General features: G+C 66.9%; 19 protein-coding genes. 10 read left to right on the top strand and 9 right to left on the bottom strand.

The window, feature by feature from the left end; all coding sequences use genetic code 11:
- Positions 1-51: 51 nt before the first annotated feature.
- Entirely contained in the window at positions 52-1,215 is a 1,164-nt protein-coding gene (locus tag GR702_RS01855; RefSeq protein WP_160984447.1) for a serine hydrolase domain-containing protein, read from the bottom strand.
- 32 nt (positions 1,216-1,247) lie between these two features.
- Between GR702_RS01855 and GR702_RS01850 the strand changes: the two genes are divergently transcribed.
- The gene (locus tag GR702_RS01850) at positions 1,248-1,667 is read left to right on the top strand and encodes a hypothetical protein (protein ID WP_160984237.1); all 420 of its coding nucleotides are present in this window, start codon (positions 1,248-1,250) and stop codon (positions 1,665-1,667) included.
- On the opposite strand, the gene mnmA is transcribed toward GR702_RS01850, so the two are convergent.
- The gene (gene mnmA, locus GR702_RS01845) at positions 1,668-2,825 is read right to left on the bottom strand and encodes a tRNA 2-thiouridine(34) synthase MnmA (RefSeq protein WP_160984236.1); all 1,158 of its coding nucleotides are present in this window, start codon (positions 2,823-2,825) and stop codon (positions 1,668-1,670) included.
- 145 nt (positions 2,826-2,970) lie between these two features.
- Here mnmA and GR702_RS01840 point away from each other — a divergent pair, with 145 nt between their 5' ends.
- The 6 genes from GR702_RS01840 to GR702_RS01815 all read left to right on the top strand — a co-directional run bounded on the left by GR702_RS01840 (position 2,971) and on the right by GR702_RS01815 (position 10,471).
- Positions 2,971-3,327 carry a hypothetical protein gene (locus tag GR702_RS01840; RefSeq protein ID WP_160984235.1) on the top strand — a complete coding sequence of 119 codons (357 nt, stop codon included), beginning with the start codon at positions 2,971-2,973 and terminating at the stop codon, positions 3,325-3,327.
- Positions 3,324-3,623, top strand: a complete 300-nt coding sequence (gene sciP / locus GR702_RS01835) for a CtrA inhibitor SciP (protein WP_160984234.1) — start codon at positions 3,324-3,326, stop codon at positions 3,621-3,623. Before GR702_RS01840 ends, sciP begins: the two co-directional genes overlap by 4 nt.
- A gap of 297 nt (positions 3,624-3,920) precedes the next feature.
- Entirely contained in the window at positions 3,921-5,159 is a 1,239-nt protein-coding gene (locus tag GR702_RS01830; RefSeq protein ID WP_160984233.1) for an efflux RND transporter periplasmic adaptor subunit, read from the top strand.
- Positions 5,160-5,176: 17 nt separating this feature from the next.
- A complete protein-coding gene (locus GR702_RS01825) occupies positions 5,177-8,611 on the top strand; it encodes an efflux RND transporter permease subunit (RefSeq protein ID WP_160984232.1) in 3,435 nt (1,144 codons plus the stop codon).
- A 103-nt stretch (positions 8,612-8,714) separates the two neighbouring features.
- Positions 8,715-9,923, top strand: coding sequence for a DUF445 domain-containing protein (locus GR702_RS01820; protein ID WP_160984446.1), 1,209 nt, complete (start codon positions 8,715-8,717; stop codon positions 9,921-9,923).
- Positions 9,920-10,471 (top strand): GNAT family N-acetyltransferase, encoded by a 552-nt coding sequence (locus GR702_RS01815; RefSeq protein WP_337192495.1) that lies wholly within the window; start codon positions 9,920-9,922, stop codon positions 10,469-10,471. Before GR702_RS01820 ends, GR702_RS01815 begins: the two co-directional genes overlap by 4 nt.
- A 79-nt stretch (positions 10,472-10,550) precedes the next feature.
- Here the strand turns inward: GR702_RS01815 and GR702_RS01810 are convergent, their stop codons facing one another.
- From GR702_RS01810 to sucC, 4 genes are all read right to left on the bottom strand, one after another.
- Entirely contained in the window at positions 10,551-11,411 is an 861-nt protein-coding gene (locus GR702_RS01810; protein WP_160984231.1) for a hypothetical protein, read from the bottom strand.
- Between the two features lie 113 nt (positions 11,412-11,524).
- Entirely contained in the window at positions 11,525-12,454 is a 930-nt protein-coding gene (locus tag GR702_RS01805; protein ID WP_160984230.1) for an electron transfer flavoprotein subunit alpha/FixB family protein, read from the bottom strand.
- 1 nt (position 12,455) lies between these two features.
- A complete protein-coding gene (locus GR702_RS01800) occupies positions 12,456-13,202 on the bottom strand; it encodes an electron transfer flavoprotein subunit beta/FixA family protein (protein ID WP_160984229.1) in 747 nt (248 codons plus the stop codon).
- Between the two features lie 251 nt (positions 13,203-13,453).
- The gene (sucC, locus tag GR702_RS01795) at positions 13,454-14,653 is read right to left on the bottom strand and encodes an ADP-forming succinate--CoA ligase subunit beta (protein ID WP_160984228.1); all 1,200 of its coding nucleotides are present in this window, start codon (positions 14,651-14,653) and stop codon (positions 13,454-13,456) included.
- A gap of 186 nt (positions 14,654-14,839) precedes the next feature.
- Between sucC and GR702_RS01790 the strand changes: the two genes are divergently transcribed.
- Complete coding sequence (locus tag GR702_RS01790) at positions 14,840-15,634, top strand: 3'(2'),5'-bisphosphate nucleotidase CysQ (protein ID WP_160984227.1); 795 nt, start codon at positions 14,840-14,842, stop codon at positions 15,632-15,634.
- 4 nt (positions 15,635-15,638) lie between these two features.
- On the opposite strand, the gene GR702_RS01785 is transcribed toward GR702_RS01790, so the two are convergent.
- Positions 15,639-16,337 carry an LrgB family protein gene (locus GR702_RS01785; RefSeq protein ID WP_160984226.1) on the bottom strand — a complete coding sequence of 233 codons (699 nt, stop codon included), beginning with the start codon at positions 16,335-16,337 and terminating at the stop codon, positions 15,639-15,641.
- The gene (locus tag GR702_RS01780) at positions 16,334-16,750 is read right to left on the bottom strand and encodes a CidA/LrgA family protein (protein ID WP_337192494.1); all 417 of its coding nucleotides are present in this window, start codon (positions 16,748-16,750) and stop codon (positions 16,334-16,336) included. The genes GR702_RS01785 and GR702_RS01780 overlap by 4 nt, the downstream gene beginning before the upstream one ends.
- 93 nt (positions 16,751-16,843) lie before the next feature.
- Here GR702_RS01780 and trmB point away from each other — a divergent pair, with 93 nt between their 5' ends.
- Entirely contained in the window at positions 16,844-17,575 is a 732-nt protein-coding gene (trmB, locus tag GR702_RS01775) for a tRNA (guanine(46)-N(7))-methyltransferase TrmB (protein WP_160984225.1), read from the top strand.
- A 152-nt stretch (positions 17,576-17,727) separates the two neighbouring features.
- Positions 17,728-19,002 (top strand): MFS transporter, encoded by a 1,275-nt coding sequence (locus GR702_RS01770; protein WP_160984224.1) that lies wholly within the window; start codon positions 17,728-17,730, stop codon positions 19,000-19,002.
- Between the two features lie 52 nt (positions 19,003-19,054).
- On the opposite strand, the gene GR702_RS01765 is transcribed toward GR702_RS01770, so the two are convergent.
- Positions 19,055-20,023, bottom strand: coding sequence for a family 8 glycosyl hydrolase (locus tag GR702_RS01765; protein WP_237449515.1), 969 nt, complete (start codon positions 20,021-20,023; stop codon positions 19,055-19,057).
- Between the last annotated feature and the right edge of the window lie 74 nt (positions 20,024-20,097).

Genomic DNA, 20,097 nt, shown 5'->3' with positions numbered 1-20,097 from the left:
GCCTCGCGGACGTCGCCGCTGCCAAGCCGCGGCGCTCGCTCGGGCGGGCTACTACTCCCGTCCGCCCGGGAACAGCGCCAGGAGCGCGCCCAGGCGGTCGTGCAATTCGCCCTTTTGCCCGGCATTGCTCTGGCCGATGCGCACCACCGTCAGCAACTGGTCGGGCGAGCCGACCACGTATTGCCCGTATTCGCCCAGGCACCCGAACAGGTTGCGCGGCGCGGTGCCGGGGAACAGGCGGGCATTCTCTCCCGCCTCCCCGCGGTTGAGCCACACGCCCGCGCCGTAGTTCGCTTCGCGCGGAGAAGGCTCCAGCATGAACTGCACCCACCGGCGCGGAAGGATCTGCGCGCCGCCGACCGAGCCGGAATGGCGCAGGAATTCCCCGAGCTTCGCCCAGTCGCGCGCGCTCGCGTGGATCATGCCGGAGCCGATCATCGTGCCCGCGCGGTCGTATTCCACCAGGGTCGAATTCATGCCGATCGGCAAAAGCACGCGGTTCCTCAGGTAGTCGCCCACGGCCTGTCGCCGTCTTGCCGGGTTGCTGTCGGGTGAAAGCACCCGAGCTGCAAGGTCGGCCAGAATGACGGCGCTGGCGGAGGAGTGCTCGAAGGTCTTGCCCGCCGGGGCTTCCAACGGCTGCGCCTCGGCGTAGGCGGCCATGTCGTCGCGCCCGTCGAGGAAGAGCATGCGCATGCGGTCGGATTCGGTCTCGAGCATCCCGGTGCCCGCCACCGCCGTTTCGTCGTGCCGCAGGCCCGAGCGCATCTGCAGCAGCTGCTTGAGCGTCACAGCGCCGCGCGGATCGCCGGGGCGCTGCCATTCCGGCACCGGCGCCGATTCGTTCAGCCGCAGCCGGCCGTCGCTCACCAGCTGGCCGATCATCAGCGCGGTCACGCACTGGCCCACGCTCCATGCGGGCAGGCGCGTTTCGGCCCGAACGCCGGCGCCGTAGCGCTCGGCGATGACCGAGCCGCGCTTCATGACGACGAGAGCGTCCGTCCGCCCGGCCGCTTCCTCGTCGAACAATGCGTCGATGGCGCGGCCGAGCGCCTGGCGCGGCGCTCCTCCATCGTCACGGATCGCGGCCTGCGATTCGGCGCTGGGCGGAGGAGGGCCTTCCGGGCCGGACTGTCCACAGGCAGCCAGCATCGCGAGGGGAAGGGTTGGCAGCGCAAGGAGGGCGAGGATATGGGGGAGGCGGCGCACCGGCATGACGCGCGGTGTGATGTGCGAGGCGCTGACGAATGGCAACAGCCGGGAATTCCGGAGCGGGGGACAAGGTTTCCTCAAGGGATCGGGCTTCTGCGAAAGACGCACTCCCCACGCGGCAACCCTCCCGCTGGAAGCGCAACCTTGTCCTGCTGGTGCTTCTGGCGCTTTGCGGATGGCTTGCCGTCGCATGGAAGGGCCTTCGCGAAGAGGCGCAGGTCGGCGCCGCCTATGGCGCGCGCGTGGGCTGCGTCTGCCGCTTCGTTTCCGGGCGCGAGCTCGACGCCTGCGAGGGAGACCTCAAGTCAGCCCCCCTCAGCGGCATCGCCGGCATGGTCTCGCTGACGCAGGACCCGGCAACGCGCACCGTCACCGGCTCGGTGCCAATGCTCGCCAGTCGCAGCGCCGACTTCCGGGAGGGCAGGGGGTGCCAGCTGGAGCCCTGGAGGGACTGATCAGCCCGCCGCGCTCTCGGTCGAATCGATCCAACCGCCGCCGACCACCCGGTCGCCTGCGTAGATGACGGCCGCCTGGCCGGGCGCGACACCATATTCGGGCTCGGCGAAGCGGATCGTCACCTCGCCGCCGTCACCCAGCGCTCCTTCCAGAGTGACCGGCACGGGCTTGGCGAGCGAGCGGACCTTGGCGGTGAGCGGCGCGTCCGGCAGCGGACCGATGCGGTTGGTTTCAACCACCCGGGCAGACGCGGTGGCGAGCAGGCGGCGCGGGCCGACGCGAACCTGCCGGCTCTGCGCTTCGATCCCGGTCACATACAGCGGTTCGGGCTGGCCGCCGATCTCCAGTCCGCGCCGCTGCCCCACGGTGTAGTGGATCACGCCGCGATGCCGGCCCAGCACCGCGCCTGTCTCGGCATGGACGATCTCGCCGGGCGCCTCGCCTTCTGGGCGCACCGAGCGCACGACTTTCGCGTAGTCGCCATCGGGCACGAAGCAGATGTCTTGGCTGTCGGGCTTGGCCGCGTTGCGCAGGCCCGCCGCTTCGGCAAGGCGGCGCGTCTCGGTCTTGGGCAGGCCGCCAAGGGGAAAGCGCAGGTAGTCGAGCTGGGCCTCGGTCGTGCCGTAGAGGAAGTAGCTCTGGTCGCGCGCGGGATCGAAGGCGCGGTGCAGCTCGGCCCCGGCAGCCCCCATCACGCGGCGCACGTAGTGACCGGTCGCAAGGCAGTCCGCGCCCAGTTCGCGGGCCATCGTCAGCAGGTCGGTGAACTTGGGCCCCATGTTGCAGCGGATGCAGGGGATGGGCGTGCGTCCCGCGAGATAGTCGTCAGCGAAGCGCTCTACGACCTCCTCGCGAAAGGCGCTCTCGTGGTCGAAGACGTAATGCGCGATGCCCAGGCGATCCGCCACGGCGCGCGCGTCGCGGATGTCGTCGCCTGCACAGCAGGCGCCCTTGCGGCCGGTCGCGGCGCCGTAATCGTAGAGCTGGAGAGTGACGCCGATCACTTCGGCGCCGCTCGCTGCGGCAAGCGCGGCGACGACCGAGCTGTCGACGCCGCCCGACATGGCGACGACGATGCGGCGAGCGGCAAGGGGAACGGGAAGCTGGAACAGCTCGGCCGGGTCGAGCCCGGCAAACAGGTCTGCGGAAAGGGTCATGGTCGGCGCGCTCATACAGCGAAACGGGCCTGTTTCCTACCTGCCGCGTTTTGGGTCCCTTCGCGGCTGGATGCCGGAACCGGTAAAGGATGCGTAAAGCTCGTTTTTACGATCCCTTGACCAGACCCGGGTTATGGCACTGTCCATGAACAACGCACATGAACATAACTCCCCGGAAACAGGGGAAGCGCAGGGTCGCGCGCGTGCTGGGTTCGTCGATCTCCAGATGCCGGGCGATCCGGAGCAGATGGACTGGCAGGCATTGCGATCCCGACTTTTCACATCCCGCGAGAAGGAGCCGGCACTGCCTGTCAGCGCTGCCAGTCCCCGGCGCCTGTACCGGCGGGGCAGCTTTCACGGCTGCGCGGCATCGGCGTTAACCGTTTACCAAGAATCCTCAAGATTCGTTAACCCTGATGGTTCAAGCAATGGCAAGCCAGCTGGAGCAAATGTTTCCGCGGTCGCCGAGTTTGATGTGAGCGGCGGACGAGGGCAAGAATGATCGAGAACCAGAAAATCCGGCCTGCGCAGGTGATCGGACCGCTTGGCGAACCGCTGACGGTGGATTCGCTGCCGCCTGCGAACACCACGCGCTGGGTCGTGCGCCGCAAGGCCGAGGTCGTCGCCGCCGTGAATGGCGGACTGCTGACGATCGACGAGGTGTGCGAGCGGTATCAGCTCACGCTCGAGGAATTCGCCTCGTGGCAGCGCGCGGTCGACCGGTCGGGGATGCAGGGCCTGCGCGTCACGCGGATTCAGCACTACCGCGACCTTTACGAGCGCCAGCAGAAGTACTGAAACCGGCCGCCAAGACCGCCGGAAATGAAAAGGCGACCACGAGGACGGCTTCGTGGTCGCCTTTTCACATTATGGCCCAGCGATATAGGGCCAGCCCGCCGGGCAGCCGCATCGAAGTCGTTCGTCGATGCAGATCGGCTGCGAACCGACTGCAGATTGCCACTCAGTTGCCGCACGTATATGGAACGAACGGATTTGTGCCACACTGCGGTCCGTGCCCAAGGGGGAGCGCGGAAGCAGGTGCGGCGGGAGAAATCACGCCGCCCGAGATGCGCGTGTGGTGCTTGCGGTGACCGGATGAACTACGACAGCAAGATTGAACCCGGCCGGGTCGATACCGGCAACCATGCGCATGAGCATGTCGCTGCCGGGGGAAGCGGCGCGTCTGCCGATCCGCTGGCGATCGACACCGAGCAGGAACGCCGCTCGCGCCGCTGGATCTGGATCGTGGCCGCTGTCGTGGGCGCGGCGATCGTTGCCATCTGGTTCCTCGTCCATGGCGGGTCCAAGGAAGAGGCCGCAGGGACGGGCGCCGCGCAGGTGCCGGTCGTCACTGTCGTCGTGCCCGGCCGCTCCACCGTTGCCGGGGAGATCACCGCCACCGGAACGCTGGGCGCGCGCCGCACGATGCCGGTGGGGTCGGTCGGCGAAGGCGGCGAGGTGCGCGAGATTCGCGTCGACGCTGGCGACTGGGTGGCGCAGGGCCAAGTCCTTGCCGTGATCGACCGTTCGGTGCAGGCGCAGGCCGCCGCAAGCCAGGCGGCGCAGGTACAAGTGGCCGCCGCAGACGCGCGCATCGCCCAGTCCAACCTCGACCGCGGACTGAAGCTCGTGGACCGCGGCTTCATCTCGAAGGCCGATATCGACAGTCTGACCGCCACCCGCGACGCCGCCGTCGCGCGCGTCAACGTCGCGCGGGCCACGCTGGGCCAGCTGCGTGCGCAGAACGCCCGTCTCAACATCGTCGCTCCCGCAGCTGGCCTCGTCCTTGAACGGAACGTTGAGCTTGGCCAGGTGGTCGGCGGCGGCACCGGGGTGCTGTTCAGCCTCGCCAAGGGCGGCGAGATGGAAATGCTCGCCAACCTGTCGGAGGCCGATCTCGCGGCCCTGCGGGTCGGCGTGGAGGCCAACGTGAAGCCGGTGGGATCGGGGCGCACTTTCAAGGGGCAGGTCTGGCAGCTCTCGCCCGTGATCGACACCAACACCCGCCAGGGCACCGCGCGCATCGCGCTGAGCTACGATCCGGCCCTGCGCCCGGGCGGCTTTGCCAGCGCCGTCATCGCAAGCGGGGCGGTCGTCGCGCCGATGCTGCCCGAATCCGCGATCCAGAACGATGCTAAGGGCTCGTTCGTCTACGTCGTCGACAATGCCGGCAAGGTTCACCGCCGCGCGGTCGCCACCGGCATGGTCACGGCCCGAGGCATCACCATCAAGTCCGGCCTCAACGGCTCGGAGAAGGTGGTCCTTCGCGCAGGCGGCTTCCTCAACGACGGGGACAAGGTGAAGACCCGGCCCGCCGCTTCCACCGCCAACTGACGGACGGGCCTGCAACCATGCGCAACATCTCGGCCTGGTCGATCCGCAATCCGATCATCCCCATCGTCTTTTTCATCGGCCTGATGATCGCGGGCATCGTCTCGTTCAACCGGATGGACGTGAACAACATGCCGGACATCGAGTTGCCCGGCGTTCACGTCGGCGTCTCGCAGCCCGGCGCGGCGCCGACCGAGATCGAGACCCAGATCACCCAGATCGTCGAAGGCGCGGTGCGCTCGATCCCCGGCGTCGACGAGATCCAGTCGACCGCTTCGGAGGGCCGTTCGACGACGATGGTGTTCTTCACCGTCGGCACCGATCCCGACGTCGCCACCCAGCAGGTGAAGAACGCGGTCGACCAGGTGCGCGGCGAACTTCCCGAAGGCATCCTCGAACCGCAGGTCTCAAAGATCGAGGCGGGCGGCGGCGGCAGCCTCGCCTACTTCGCCGTCGCCGCCGACGACATGACGATCGAGCAGCTGAGCTGGTTCGTCGACGACACCATCTCCAAGACCCTGCTCTCGGTGCCCGGCATGGCGACCGTCTCGCGCGATGGGGGCGTCAACCGCGAGATTCGCGTGGTGGTCGATCCCAACCGCATGGTGGCGATGGGGGTCAGCGCCAACGACGTGAACAACGTGCTGCGGCAGGTGAACGTCGATGCCGCGGGCGGCCAGGCGGAGATCGCGGGATCGCGTCAGTCGGTTCGCGTGCTCGGCAATGCCGAGGATGCCTATGCCCTGTCGCAGACGCGCATCAACCTGGGCAACGGGCGCTCGGTCAAGCTGGCCGACATCGCCGAGGTGTTCGATGGCTATTCCGACCGCACGGATGTTGCGCGGGTGGACGGGCGCGAAGTGGTGACTTTCGGCTTCGAACGCGCGCGCGGCGCATCCGACGTCACCGTCTACGACGAAGCGGCGAAGAAGCTCGACCAGATCCGCAAGGAACACCCGGACATCCACATCACGCAGCTGTTCAGCCAGGTGGACTACACCCGCGGGCAGTATACCAGTTCGATGGAGGCCCTGGTCGAAGGCGCGGTTCTGGCGATCGTGATCGTCTACCTCTTTCTGCGCGACTGGCGCGCAACGATGATCTCGGCCCTTGCGATCCCGCTTTCGGCGATCCCGACCTTCTGGTTCATGGACCTGCTCGGCTTCTCGCTGAACTTCCTCTCGCTCCTCGCGCTCAGCCTGGTGGCGGGCGTGCTGGTCGACGATGCCATCGTCGAGATCGAGAACATCGTCAGACACATGCGCATGGGCAAGAGCGCGTACCAGGCCTCGATCGACGCCGCGGACGAGATCGGCCTCGCTGTCGTCGCGACCACGTTCTCGATCGTGGCGGTGTTCCTGCCCGTTGGCCTGATGCCGGGCATCCCAGGCCAGTTCTTCAAGGCTTTCGGCCTCACCGTGGTCGCCGCCGTGCTGATGAGCCTTGCGGTCGCGCGCGTCATCACGCCGATGGTCGCGGCCTACTTCCTCAAGGCCCACGGCCATGCCGAACATGGCGGCGGCAAGGCCATGGACCTCTACATGAAGGTCCTCGCCTGGACGCTCGACAGCCGCGAGGCGATCCGCCTGAAGGCTGCGCTGGTGCCGCAGCCGCGGCGCTGGTGGTATCCGCTCGTGGCGACGCTGGCCTTCGTGCTGCTCATCGCGGCGGGGCTTGGCCTCGCGGGCGTGCTGTTCTCGTCGATCCAGGCCGGGCTGACGAAGCTGGGGCTCGAGAAATCGGCCTTCGTGCTGGCGGCGGTGCTTGCGCCGCTCGGCCTGCCGGTCGCCATCTGGGCGCTCGGCAAGGCTTTCCGCCTCCTCGCCCATGGCCTCGGCGCTCTGGGGCGGTGGTATCGCTACTTCACCGACCGCGTGATCGCGCGCATGCACGACCATCGGTTCTATGCCTTCTGCGCCTCGATCTATGCGCTGGTGTTGACTTTCGCGCTTCTTGCGGGCCTGCCGCAGCAGTTCCAGCCGAACACCAACAACGACACCAGCGAGGTCAAGGTCGAGATGGTGCCGGGCACCACGCTCGAGCAGAGCCAGGCCGTGACCGGCCGTGTCACCGCGCTGCTGGAGAAGCAGCCCGAGGTAGAGCGCGTGCTCGAATTCTCGGGAGAGGGATCGGGAACGCTCTATATCGCGCTGAAGGCCGCCAACGAACGCGATGCGACCAGCATCGAATTCGAGCGCAGGCTCGCCCCGGCGCTCCAGGGCATTCCCGATGCGCGCGTGACGTTCGCCTCCCAGTCGGGGGGATTCGGAAGCGGGCGCGACATCTCCGTCATGCTCTCGGGAAGCGATTCCGAGCTGCTGAACAGGACCGCGCAGACCCTTGTCGAGCAGATGCGCACGGTGCCCGGCGTAGTGGCACCGCGGATCGCCGCCGACCTGCAGCGGCCCGAACTGGTCATCGTTCCCCGGCTCGACCTTGCCGCGCAGCTTGGCGTGACCACCGGCGCGCTCAGCCAAACGATCCGCATCGCGACGATGGGCGAGATCGACCAGAACACGGCCAAGTTCTCGCTCAGCGATCGCCAGATCCCGATCCGGGTCATCCTCGACCGAACCTCGCGCCGCGATTTCTCGACGATCGAGAATCTGCCCGTCGCTACGACGAACGGCGGATCGGTGCCGCTCAGTCGTGTTGCCGAAATCCGCTTCGGCGCCGGACCCACGCAGATCCAGCGGTACAACCAGTCGCGCCGCATCTTCGTGGGCGCGGACCTGGGGCAGGGGCAGGTAAAGGGTCCGGCGATGGCCGCGATCCAGCAGTTGCCGATCATGAAGAGCCTGCCCTCGGGCGTCTCGAATGCTCCGGTGGGAGAGGACAAGTGGCAGGCCGAGATGATCAGCAACTTCGTCATCGCGGTGATCAGCGGCATCTTCCTGGTCTTCGCGGTGCTGGTGCTGCTCTACAAGCGCTTCGTCTCGCCGCTGGTGAACATGGCCTCGCTGCTGCTGGCGCCTTTGGGAGGCATGCTGGCGCTGACGGCGACCGGGCAGCCCATCTCCATGCCGGTCTACATCGGCATCCTGATGCTGCTGGGCATCGTCGCCAAGAACTCGATCCTGCTGATCGACTTCGCGATCGAGGAGATGGCCAAGGGGGTGAACAAGCTCGATGCGATCATGGACGCCGGCCACAAGCGCGCGCAGCCGATCGTCATGACCACGGTCGCGATGACGGCGGGCATGATCCCCACTGCCCTGTCGCTTTCGGGCGATGGCGCCTTCCGCGCGCCGATGGGGGTGACGGTGATCGGCGGTCTGGTGCTCTCCACCCTGCTGACTCTCGTCATCGTGCCTGCAGCCTTCAGCCTTGCCGATGGTTTCGAGAAGCGGGTCGGGCCAAGGCTGCGCAAGTCGCTGCTGACGTATGATCCGAAGCAGCATGGCCCCGGTGCGGCGGGGTCTCACGAAACCTATCGGCCGCAACCGGCCGAATAACGGCCGCCTGAAAGGCCGGACGGAAAGGAAAGCATTGCCGCCAGCCGGGCGCAGTTCAGGGGGACCAGCGTTGAAGGGCGTCCTGCAGGATCGGGCCCGGCGTATGCGCCTGTTCGCGACCGGCCTGCTGCTGTTCATGGCCGCCGCTTTCGTGCTGCTGCGCCGCTATGGCGGCGATGGCGCCGGGTGGGGATACGCGACGGCGTTCACCGAGGCGGCGATGGTGGGCGGCCTGGCCGACTGGTTCGCCGTGACGGCACTGTTTCGCCACCCCCTTGGCCTGCCGATCCCCCACACCGCGATCATCCCGGTGAACAAGAACCGTATCGCCGATTCCATGGCGACCTTCCTTCGAGACAATTTCCTGACGCCGCAGGTGGTCGCGCGCCGCGTCACCGGGTTCAACTTCGCCGGCGCCGCCGGAGGGTTCCTGACCGATCCCGGACGGGGCGGGCAGTCCCGCTTGCGGGCGGGAGCGGCCAATCTCCTTGCCGACGTGCTCGAATCGCTCGACCCTGACCGGCTGGGCGATCAGGTTCGCACAGGGCTCGCGCGCCAGCTCGAGCGGGTGGAGGTCGCGCCGCTTCTGGGGCAGATGCTTTCGGCCATGATCGCCGACCGCCGGCACCTCCCGCTCGTGGAAGGGGCCGTGCGCTGGATCGGCGAGGCGCTGGAAGCCAACGAAGAGATGGTCCGCACGATGATACGCGAGCGGGCGCATGGTCTGCTGCGACTGACCGGGCTTGATTCGCGCATCGCCAACTCGGTGCTCGATGGCCTGTACAAGCTCCTTGCGGAGATGATCGTGCAGCCCGACCACCCGCTCAAGGTGAAGGTGGAGCAGATGCTCGAAAGCCTCGCTGACCGTCTCGTCAACGACCCTGAAACGCGCGAACGGGTGGAGAATGCCAAGCGCGAACTGATCGCCAATCCCGCCGTGGGGAAGTGGTGGCAGGCGGTATGGGAACGCCTTCGCCTCAAGCTGATCGGCGCCGCGCGACGTCCCGACACGGCGCTTGGCGGTCACCTGACGACGATGCTGGCCGAGCTTGGCGGCGCGCTGAAGGATGATCCGCGCCTGCAGGGACAGATCAACCGCTTCGCCCGCCGCACGCTCGTCGGCGTGACTGCGCGCTATGGGGACGAGATCGTACGCCTCGTCTCGGAAACCGTGAAACGCTGGGATGCGCGCACCGTCAGCGACCGCATCGAGGGCGCGGTGGGCCGCGACCTGCAGTTCATCCGCATCAACGGCACGCTGGTGGGCGGCCTCTTCGGCGTTGCCATCCATGCGGTGGACCAGCTTCTGTGATCGGGGACACGGGGCCTATCCTGACGACCCGGCGCTTCGATCTCTGGAGGCCTTCGGCGCACGACCTCGAAGGCCTGTGCCGGCTTCTGGCGGACGAGGAAACCCGTCGCTTCCTTGGCCCCGCGCGGGCGGAACCCCATGCGCAGTTCGACCGCCTGATGCGCAACGCGGGCTCGTGGGCCCTGCGCGGCTATGGCACCTTCATCGTGCGCCCGCGCGGCGAAGGGGAGATCGTCGGCACATGCGGCATCTTTCACAGCTACCGCGGGTTCGGGGCAGCGCTCGGGCTCGACGACGTGCCGGAAGCGGGCTGGATCGTGCGCCACGACCACCACGGGCAAGGTGTCGCGCGCGAAGTCATGGACGCGGCGCTGGCCTGGTTCGACGCCGCCCACGGCCCACGCCGCATCGCCTGCATGATTGAGGAGGGCAACCTGCCCTCCCGGCGCCTCGCCGAACGCCTCGGCTTCACGCACTACGCCACGCACGAGCTCGAGGAGGGCGACGAGAAGGTCCCGCTCCTCCTGCTGGAGCGGGTGGCCCGCTAGGTTGGAGCGGGATTGCAATTGCCGGACATAAACCGGGTCTACCTGGCTCCTGGCGCGCGCCCTTGTGCAAGGATCTAGCTCAGTAGTTCGGGCGGTGGTTTATGGCACCGTAGAAGTACCATGAGACGGGCGTACCATTCTTATCCTGTGCGGGCGTGAAGCGCATCTTGAGCACGGACTTGCAGAGCAGTTCATTGACGGTTTCTTGCGTGGACTGAATTATGTGGCATCTGTGGGCGATGCCTTGAGCGTCCACCACGACGCGAAACGTGAAGCGATCGCTTCTGCCAGGGCTTTCCAGAGCTTTGGGATATGATTGGTCGAAGGTTTTCGCTAACCCTTGAGCGTCGATGACCGCTGGTTCATGGGCCAGTATATCTCGAGTGGCGGGCGTCACCCCCCATCCTGTGAACATGTCCTCGACACACTTGTGCAAGGCCTGCAGCGGTGCCGCCATGTTCCCGGACTGCAGAAGCAAAGCGCTGTTTCGACTCGAGATGCCGACTTGACTGATTTGCTGCTCGAAAATGAGGTTCGGACCGAGAGAGTCCTTATCTCGGCCGCCGTCAGGAAGAAGCTGCGCATTTGCGATCAACGAACTGCCGTAGACAGTGTTCACAGCGCTCATCGGATCGCCGGCCTTTACCAGTGCTCCGTTGCCAAAGTCGAAGCTGACGCCGTTTTTCGCTTGAATATAGGAGACCGGCGGCCCGGCTACTTCGATCTCGATAGCCGCGCTCAGCCCCATTTGCCGAATGCGAAGCATTGTAGGTTTATCGACGGGGCCAAACTTGCGGATGAGATCGCAGGAACTATCGCCCCAATTCACGTTCCATGTCGTAATTGGTTTCAGCACCACCGGCTTGTCGGCAGCAGACGCTGCGGAGCCGCCGCTCATGAGCAGGCTCAGCGCCGCTAGTGCAAGGAACGCGCGTGTCATCCGTACTTACCCCTGTATCGGCCCTGCCCGGCCGCGTCAGGCAGCTTGCCCAACGAAAAACCCCCGGATTTGCATCCGGGGGTCATGGTAGGGTTGCACGTGGAACGTTGCAATCACAGCTTGCCGGTCAGCTCCGGCACGGCGGTGAACAGGTCGGCAACGAGACCGATGTCCGCGACCTGGAAGATCGGGGCGTCCTCGTCCTTGTTGATGGCGATGATGGTCTTGGAATCCTTCATGCCCGCAAGGTGCTGGATTGCGCCCGAGATGCCGACGGCGATGTAGACTTCGGGAGCCACGATCTTGCCGGTCTGGCCAACCTGGTAGTCGTTGGGCACGTAGCCTGCATCGACCGCAGCGCGGCTGGCGCCGACGGCGGCGCCCAGCTTGTCGGCGAGCGGCAGGATGGTGGCCTCAAAGGTCTCCGAATCCTTGAGCGCCCGGCCGCCCGAGACGATGATCTTCGCGCTGGTCAGTTCCGGACGCTCCGACTTGGCGAGTTCCGCACCCACGAAGCTGGAAAGACCGGCGTCACCCGCGCCCGAGACGTCCTCGACCACGCCCGAGCCGCCGGTGGCCTCTGCCTTGGCGAAGGCGGTACCGCGCACGGTGATCACCAGCTTGGCATCGCTCGATTCGACAGTGGCGATGGCGTTGCCCGCGTAGATCGGGCGGGTGAAGGTCTTGTCGCCCTCCACCGAGAGGATGTCGGAGATTTGCGCCACGTCGAGCAGGGCGGCGACGCGCGGCGCGATGTTCTTGCCGGTGGTGGTGGCAGGCACCACGAAGGCATCGTGGTGCCCCATGAGGTCCACGATCAGCGGGGCGACGTTTTCCGCCAGCGCGTGCTCGTAGGCGGCATCGTCGGCGAGGTGGACCTTGCCCACCCCCGCGATCTGCGCGGCGGCGTCGGCCACACCGCGCGCGCCGGAACCGGCCACGAGCAGGTGGACTTCACCCAGCTTGGCGGCAGCCGTGACGGCGGAGAGCGTGGCATCCTTGACGGAAGCGTTGTCGTGTTCGACCCAGACGAGAGTCTTCATGTCAGGCTACTCCCATTTCCTTGAGCTTGGCGACGAGCGCGTCGACGTCCGCCACCTTGATGCCGGCCGAGCGGACAGCGGGCTCCGAGACCTTGAGGGTCTTGAGACGCGGCGCGATGTCCACGCCGTAGTCTGCGGGGGCCTTCACATCGAGCTGCTTCTTCTTCGCCTTCATGATGTTGGGCAGCGAGGCATAGCGCGGCTCGTTGAGGCGCAGGTCGGTGGTGACGATGGCGGGAAGCGAGAGCCTGACCGTTTCCAGGCCACCATCGACTTCGCGGGTGACGGAAACGTGATCGCCGTCGATCTCGACCTTGCTGGCGAAAGTGCCCTGCGGGCGCCCGAGAAGGGCGGCGAGCATCTGGCCGGTCTGGTTCGAATCGTCGTCGATCGCCTGCTTGCCGAGAATCACCAGACCGGGGTTTTCTTCACCGACGATGGCTTTCAGGATCTTGGCGACCGCGAGCGGCTCCACTTCGGCATCTGTCTCGACCAGGATGGCGCGATCCGCACCCATGGCCAGCGCGGTGCGCAAGGTTTCCTGCGCTTTCGTCGGCCCGACTGAGATTGCGACGATCTCCTCCGCCTTGCCCGCTTCCTTGAGGCGGATGGCTTCCTCGACGGCGATTTCGTCGAAGGGGTTCATGCTCATCTTGACGTTGGCGAGGTCGACGCCGGTGCCGTCGGCCTTGACCCGCGGCTTCACGTTGTAATCGATCACCCGCTTCACGGGGACGAGGATCTTCATTGCGATATGTCCTCTCACTGCTGGACGGCCATTTAACCGCGCGATTAAAATCTGGAGGCGAGCTATCGCGTCCCTTTACCCTTGCGTCAAGCCCTGCTGAAACGCGAACACCTTGGGGGTGGGAAAGCGCAGCTACGCCACAATGTTGCGTGGCGACCATGCAGAAACGGCGGGGGTCGCGAAACCCCCGCCGTTTGCATGTTTGTCAAGTGATCGTGAGCACGAAGCGCTCAGCTGTCCGTCGGGCGCGATCAGGCGACCTTCTGGACTTCAGCGACGATCTTCTTGGCCGCGTCGCCAAGGTCGTTGGCAGGGACGATCGCGAGGCCGGAATTGGCCAGGATGTCCTTGCCCTGCTGCACGTTGGTGCCTTCGAGGCGGACGACGAGGGGAACCTGCAGGTTCACTTCCTTGGCCGCGGCGACGATGCCCTCGGCGATGACGTCGCACTTCATGATGCCGCCGAAGATGTTCACGAGGATGCCCTTCACGGCCGGGTCCGCGAGGATGATCTTGAACGCCGCGGTGACCTTCTCCTTGTTGGCGCCGCCGCCGACGTCGAGGAAGTTGGCCGGGAACATGCCGTTCAGCTTGATGATGTCCATCGTCGCCATGGCGAGGCCCGCGCCGTTCACCATGCAGCCGATGTCGCCATCGAGCTTGATGTAGGCGAGGTCGTACTTCGAAGCTTCGACTTCGGCCGGATCTTCCTCGGTCTCGTCGCGCAGGGCCTGCACGTCGGGGTGGCGGTAGAGCGCGTTCGAATCGAAGCTCATCTTGGTGTCGAGGACGAGCAGGTTGCCGTCCTTGGTCTCGACCAGCGGGTTGATCTCGAGCATGTCGCAGTCGAGCGCGATGAACGCCTCGTAGAGCTGCTTGGCGATCTTCTGGGCCTGCTTGTTGAGGTCACCGGTCAGCTTCAGCGCGAAAGCCACCGCACGGCCGTGGTGCGCCTGGAAGCCGCTGGCGGTGTCGATGGTGACGGTGGTGATCTTCTCGGGCGTGGAGTGAGCGACTTCCTCGATGTCCATGCCGCCTTCGGTCGACACGATCATGGCGACGCGGCTGGAGGCGCGGTCGACGACCATCGAGAGGTAGTATTCGCTGGCGATGTCGACGCCGTCGGTCACGTAGAGGCGGTTCACCTGCTTGCCGGCTTCACCGGTCTGCACGGTGACGAGCGTGTTGCCGAGCATTTCCTTGGCGAACGACTCGACCTCTTCGATCGACTTGGCGAGGCGAACGCCGCCCTTGGCATCGGCGCCGAGTTCCTTGAACTTGCCCTTGCCGCGGCCGCCGGCGTGGATCTGCGCCTTGACGACGTAGAGCGGTCCGGGGAGCTGCTTGGCGGCAGCGACCGCTTCCTCTACGGTCAGCGCTGCAATGCCGGCGGGGATGCCCACGCCATACTTCGCGAGGAGTTCCTTGGCCTGGTATTCGTGGATGTTCATCGCTCAAATCGCTTTCTGCTGGAGGTTCCCGGGGAAGGCGCCGTAGCCATTAGTTCGCGTGCCGCCTAAGCACATCCTGGCTGCCTTGAAAAGGCCCGGCGCCTGCGCAAATGCACAGCAGGAGAGATTTTGATTGCCGTGAAATGATAACAGTTCGCAATAGCAATTATCCGCCGAAAGATGCCCATGATCGATCGTGACAGACTGGAAGCCATTGTTCGCGAAGCGGGCCGCATCGCCCTGGCAGGCTGGCCCGGCGACGGGCATGTCCTCGAATCGTGGGAAAAGACGCCCGGCAGTCCCGTTTGCACGGCCGATCTTGCCGTCGACGCATTCCTGAAAACCGAGCTGAAGGCCCTGCTTCCTGCGGCGGGCTGGCTCTCGGAGGAGACGGTCGATACCCGCGCGCGCCAGCAGACCGAACTGGTCTGGCTGGTCGATCCGATCGACGGAACGCGCGACTTCATTCGGGGCCGCACCGGATGGGCCATCTCGGTCGCGCTCGTCAGCACGCGCCGCCCGCTGCTCGGCTATCTCTACGCGCCCGTGCGGCGACGGGCGGAAGGGGGCGAGTTCTGGTCGGCCGAAGCGGGCAAGGGCGCCTGGCGCAATGGCGAGCGACTCGTCGCCAGCACACGCGCCGCGCTCGCCGGGGCACGCGTCCCCGCGCACAAGCTGGCACCCGAAGACAGCGACCTGACGCTTGTCGACCAGCCCAACTCGATTGCCCTTCGCATGGCGATGGTGGCGGCGGGAGAAGCGGACCTCCTGGCGACGCTGCGCTGGGGTTACGAATGGGACATCGCCGCCGCCGGGCTCATCGCGCGCGAAGCGGGCGCGGTGGTGACGGACGCTTTCGGGCAGCCGCTCAACTACAACAAGCACGATCCCCGCGCTTTCGGGGTCATGGTGGCATCGACCGGGATCCACGCCGCCGCCGTGGAGCGGCTTGCCGAGCGGGCCGCGCGCTACTCCGCCTGACCGTTCAGACGAGCGCGGCGACCAGCGAGAGCAGCGCCGCCGTCGCGACAGCGTTGAGCGCCATCCCCAGGCTGGCGAGCGCGCCGGCGGTGGCATCCACCTGAAAGGCCCGTGCGGCGCCCATGCCATGCGCGGCCACGCCGATCGCAAAGCCACGGGCGCGGTAGTCGCGAAGGCCGAGCAGGTTCAGCACCGGCGTCGCGATCATGGCCCCGACCACGCCCGCGAACAGCACGATCACCGCCGCCAGCGCCGGAATGCCGCCAAGCTGGCCCGCGACCGCCATTGCCACGGGCGTGGTGGTCGCACGCGGGGCGATGGAGGCGAGGATCGTCCACGGAGGGCCGAACAGGGCGAGCACGCCCACGGCGCTGACCATGGAGGTCACCGCTCCCGCAATCAGGGCAAGCGCAATCGGCGCGGCGAGCCGGCGGATGCGCTCCCGCTCGCGCCAGACGGGGACCGCAAGGCCGACGACCGCCGGTCCCAGCAGCAGGCTGAGCGGCATCGTGGCTGCCTTGTATGTTTCATAGGTCGTGCCGGTCGCCAGTAGCATTGCGATCAGCACGGGCGTGCTCCAGAGCACCGGATGGCACAGCGGATGTCGGTTCATCCGCCGCGAGAGCGTGTCGAAGGCCTCGAACAGCCCGATCGTCGCCGTCAGCCAGAACAGCGGTGTCGCAAGGAGCGCCGCCTCGTTCATGGCGCTTCGCTTTCCGAGGCGACGCGGCGGAGCGCCCAGCGGAAGACCAGCGCGGTCACCACGAGCGTGAGCACGGTAGAGAGGGTGGTCGCGATCACCAGCGAGACACCGTACCGCGAGAGCACGGCTCCCTCGTCGACAAGGCCGACGGCCGCGGGCACGAACATGACGGCAAGGTGCGCCGTGAGCCACGCGGTAACGGCGCCAAGCCCCGGCCGCTCGCGCGGGAAGAGCGCCAGCCAGCACAGCAGCAGGACCATGCCGATAACGGCTCCAGGCAGGGCGATACCGGAAAGACGGTGGATACCCTCGCCGGCAAGCTGGCAGGCAAGGAGCAGGAAGATGGCGCGCAGCATCGAGAGATAAGACAGCGCCCGCGGCGCGGTGGCAATGCGTTTTCGGGGGAAGCGCAAGTTGCGCCGCGCAACTGCGGGACCGTTCGGGGGGACTGCCCGGGCGCAACACCGGATTGACCGCGAAGCGCGTCGATGCCAGTGGCGCGCGGCATGACGGCACACAAACCCGGCGACCCGACCACGCTCAACCGCCTTTACGGCCGCGCCAAGGGCAAGCCCCTGCGCGCCGGGCAGCAGGGCCTCGTCGAGGATCTCCTGCCCCGCATCTCCATGCCCGCGCAAGGTCCGATCACCTCGCAGGTGCTGTTCGGCGACGATCGCCCGTTGCACTTCGAGATCGGCTTCGGCGGGGGCGAGCACATGGCCGCGCGTGCCGACATGCTGCCCGACCACGGCTTTATCGGTGCCGAGCCCTTCCTCAACGGGGTGGCCCAGGCGCTGCTCCATGTCAGCGGCGGAAGCTCCGAATCGAAAGGGGGCGAGCACCCGCCTCTCGGCAACGTGCGCATCCACCACGGCGATGCGCTGGAAGTGCTTGCCCGGATCCCGGACGGCTCGCTCTCGTTCCTCTACCTCCTCCATCCGGACCCCTGGCCCAAGGCCCGCCATGCCAAGCGGCGCATGATGAACGAAGGGCCTGTGAACATGTTCGCGGCCAAGCTGAAGCCGGGCGGCGAGTTCCGCTTCGGGACGGACCATGACGTCTACTTGCGGCATGCGCTGATGATCATGCAGCGCCACAGCCACCAGTTCGAATGGCTTTGCGAACGGCCGCGCGACTTCCAGGTGCGCCCGGGCGGCTGGCCGGAGACCCGCTACGAGAACAAGGCCCGCACCGTCTACGGCCATGAGGTCTGGTATTTCCGCTATCGCCGGAAGTAAGCGCTGCAACGAAAACTGCGCCGGCGCGTCCTGCCAGCGCTGTCGCCAGAGGTTTCCGCAGGCAATCGGCCCCGGACGTTGCTCGAAGCTCTCGCCATCGCCCATGGCTGCCGTTAGAGGAGCTTCCAGACTTGACGGCAGGAGAGACGAGAGTGGCGACGAGGGCAACACCCGGCGGTAACGTCTATCGTCAGCACGCGCGCGTGCTGACTGCCAGCCTCGTTGGCACCGCGGTCGAGTTCTACGACTTCTACATCTATGCCACCGCCGCCGCGCTGGTGTTCGGGCCGCTGTTCTTCCCGTCCGATTCGGCAACGGTCCAGCACCTTGCCGCATACGCCAGCTTCGCCATCGCGTTCATCGCAAGGCCGGTCGGCGCGACGCTGTTCGGCCACTTCGGCGACCGGGTGGGGCGCAAGTCGACGCTGGTCGCCTCGCTGCTCCTGATGGGCGGGGCCACGGTGCTGATCGGCATCCTGCCCACGTACCAGTCGGTCGGGTGGGTCGCGCCGCTTCTGTTGTGCACCATGCGCTTCGCACAGGGTCTCGGCCTTGGCGGGGAATGGGGCGGCGCGGCGCTGCTGGCGGTGGAGAACGCGCCTCCCGGCTATGCCGCGCGCTTCGGCATGTTTCCGCAGCTTGGCGCCCCGGTCGGCTTCCTTGCGGCCAACGGCCTGTTCCTCGTCATCAGCGCGACGCTCAGCGAAGCGGATTTCGCCGCCTGGGGATGGCGCATACCGTTCCTGCTGAGTTCGGTCCTTGTCGGCCTTGGCCTGTGGATCCGCTTCCGCCTTGCCGAAAGCCCGGTGTTCGAGGCCGAGGTGGACCATCACCGCTCCATCCCTATCGTGGAGCTGTTCCGCAGCCACTTGCGCGAAACGGTTGCGGGCACCTTCGCGGTGATCGCCTGCTTCGCGCTCTACTATCTCGCGACGACTTTCGCGCTTGGCTACGGCACGGGGACGCTGGGCTATGACCGGCAGACCTTCCTTGGCGTCCAGCTCTTCGCGATCCTGTTCATGGCGGTGGGGATCGTCTTCGCGGGCTATGCCGCAGACCGGCACAGTTCGCGCAGCGTCCTGATCGCGGGGTGCTTCCTCTCCATCGTCATCGGCGTCATCATGGGGCTGATGTTCACCGCCGGGTCGCTGTGGATGATCGGCGCGTTCCTGTGCCTGGCGCTGTTCACCATGGGTCTCGTCTACGGACCCATCGCCGAGCTTCTGCCGCGCCTGTTCGATGCGCGCGTGCGCTACACCGGCGCCTCGATCGCGTTCAACGTGGGCGGCATCTTCGGGGGCGGCTTCGCACCCGCGATCGCGCAGGGACTGGCCGACAGCGGCGGCGTGCTGTTCGTCGGCCTCTACATCTCGGGCGCGGCGCTGCTGAGCCTGGGCGGCCTCATCGCGATCCGGGGGCGGGCCTAGCTCGCGCGATCCGAAGGTTGCGGCCAAGCCGCGACCCCCGGCCTCGCGCCCATCACAGCCGCGCTAGCATCTGCAGCGAGGCCGAGAAGTAGTCCGTGTCCAGCACCGCCGGGGCAGGCCCTCCCACCAGCCGCGAGGCGATCGCCGCGCCGCCGCTGGAGAGCGCGTAGTTCGCTTCCTCGCCCGTCACCACGTCGATGAAGGCAGGGATCGGGCGCTGCTGCGCAAGGCACGAACGCCACCATTGCGCGACCGGCTGGACGAGAGCGGCCCGTCCGCCGATCACCGCGTAGAGGGGGATGCGGATCGCGTCATAGCTGAAGCGCGGCGGCTTGTCGGGTGCGGGGGCGACATCGTCCTTCCCGGTCACGACCACCCAGTCGCACGGCAGGCCATGGGTGCCGAAGCGCGAGAGCCTGGTCACCGCCTCGGCGTCGCGGATCACCGCGCCCCAGGCCGATGCGCCGTCCATCTTCGCGAAGTGGTCGAGCGCGGGCCACACGAAGTACGAGGGGTTGAGTGTAACCTGCCCGGGCTGGTCGAAGCCCACGATGCCCGGAAGCAGCAGGCTGCGGCCGAAGCGCTGGACCACGCAGTGGGCGCGGATCGCGGCGCGGATCTGCGCCGCCCGCTCCAACCATGCGGGCTGCGACCAGCGCTCGCCGCCGAGTGCCAGGGCCCAGGCGATGACGAGATCGCCGTCGGTCGCGTTGTTGGGGTCGGAAACCGGCACTGACTGGCGCGGATCGTATCGCCAGGAATGAAGCGCCATGTCCTGACGGCCGAGCGTCTCCTGCGTCCACTTGGCGATGCGCTCGAACGCCTCGCGGTCACCGGCGCGCAGGGCGAGGATCAGGCCGTAGCTCTGGCCCTCGCTGTGGCTGATGCGGCCATTGCCGGTATCCACCACCCGGCCCTCGGGAGCGAGGTAGCGGTCGCGCCATTGCGTCCAGAAGCTGTCGGTCACCTGCGGGGTACGTCCCTGGCTTGTCCCGGTGTTGCATGCCGCCGTCAGGGCCATCAGCGTCCCGAGCGAGAACGTGCGACGGTCCACGGCCGGGAACAGGCTCCTGCGCCTGCTGGCGGTGCCGGCCA

Origin of the sequence: Novosphingobium silvae (assembly GCF_009856825.1) — a bacterium.
In the GTDB taxonomy this organism is placed as follows: Bacteria; Pseudomonadota; Alphaproteobacteria; order Sphingomonadales; family Sphingomonadaceae; genus Novosphingobium; species Novosphingobium silvae.
The sequence above is the reverse complement of the archived record's forward strand: the minus strand, read 5'-3'. Positions and strand labels throughout refer to the sequence as shown.

Excerpts from the sequence above, each read along its gene's own strand:
- GR702_RS01855 (WP_160984447.1), bottom strand. The coding sequence starts at position 1,215 with ATGCCGGTGCGCCGCCTCCCCCATATCCTCGCCCTCCTTGCGCTGCCA.
- GR702_RS01850 (WP_160984237.1), top strand. The coding sequence starts at position 1,248 with ATGGCAACAGCCGGGAATTCCGGAGCGGGGGACAAGGTTTCCTCAAGG.
- mnmA (WP_160984236.1), bottom strand. The coding sequence starts at position 2,825 with ATGACCCTTTCCGCAGACCTGTTTGCCGGGCTCGACCCGGCCGAGCTG.
- GR702_RS01840 (WP_160984235.1), top strand. The coding sequence starts at position 2,971 with ATGAACAACGCACATGAACATAACTCCCCGGAAACAGGGGAAGCGCAG.
- sciP (WP_160984234.1), top strand. The coding sequence starts at position 3,324 with ATGATCGAGAACCAGAAAATCCGGCCTGCGCAGGTGATCGGACCGCTT.
- GR702_RS01830 (WP_160984233.1), top strand. The coding sequence starts at position 3,921 with ATGAACTACGACAGCAAGATTGAACCCGGCCGGGTCGATACCGGCAAC.
- GR702_RS01825 (WP_160984232.1), top strand. The coding sequence starts at position 5,177 with ATGCGCAACATCTCGGCCTGGTCGATCCGCAATCCGATCATCCCCATC.
- GR702_RS01820 (WP_160984446.1), top strand. The coding sequence starts at position 8,715 with ATGCGCCTGTTCGCGACCGGCCTGCTGCTGTTCATGGCCGCCGCTTTC.
- GR702_RS01810 (WP_160984231.1), bottom strand. The coding sequence starts at position 11,411 with ATGACACGCGCGTTCCTTGCACTAGCGGCGCTGAGCCTGCTCATGAGC.
- GR702_RS01805 (WP_160984230.1), bottom strand. The coding sequence starts at position 12,454 with ATGAAGACTCTCGTCTGGGTCGAACACGACAACGCTTCCGTCAAGGAT.
- GR702_RS01800 (WP_160984229.1), bottom strand. The coding sequence starts at position 13,202 with ATGAAGATCCTCGTCCCCGTGAAGCGGGTGATCGATTACAACGTGAAG.
- sucC (WP_160984228.1), bottom strand. The coding sequence starts at position 14,653 with ATGAACATCCACGAATACCAGGCCAAGGAACTCCTCGCGAAGTATGGC.
- GR702_RS01790 (WP_160984227.1), top strand. The coding sequence starts at position 14,840 with ATGATCGATCGTGACAGACTGGAAGCCATTGTTCGCGAAGCGGGCCGC.
- GR702_RS01785 (WP_160984226.1), bottom strand. The coding sequence starts at position 16,337 with ATGAACGAGGCGGCGCTCCTTGCGACACCGCTGTTCTGGCTGACGGCG.
- trmB (WP_160984225.1), top strand. The coding sequence starts at position 16,844 with ATGACGGCACACAAACCCGGCGACCCGACCACGCTCAACCGCCTTTAC.
- GR702_RS01765 (WP_237449515.1), bottom strand. The coding sequence starts at position 20,023 with ATGGCCCTGACGGCGGCATGCAACACCGGGACAAGCCAGGGACGTACC.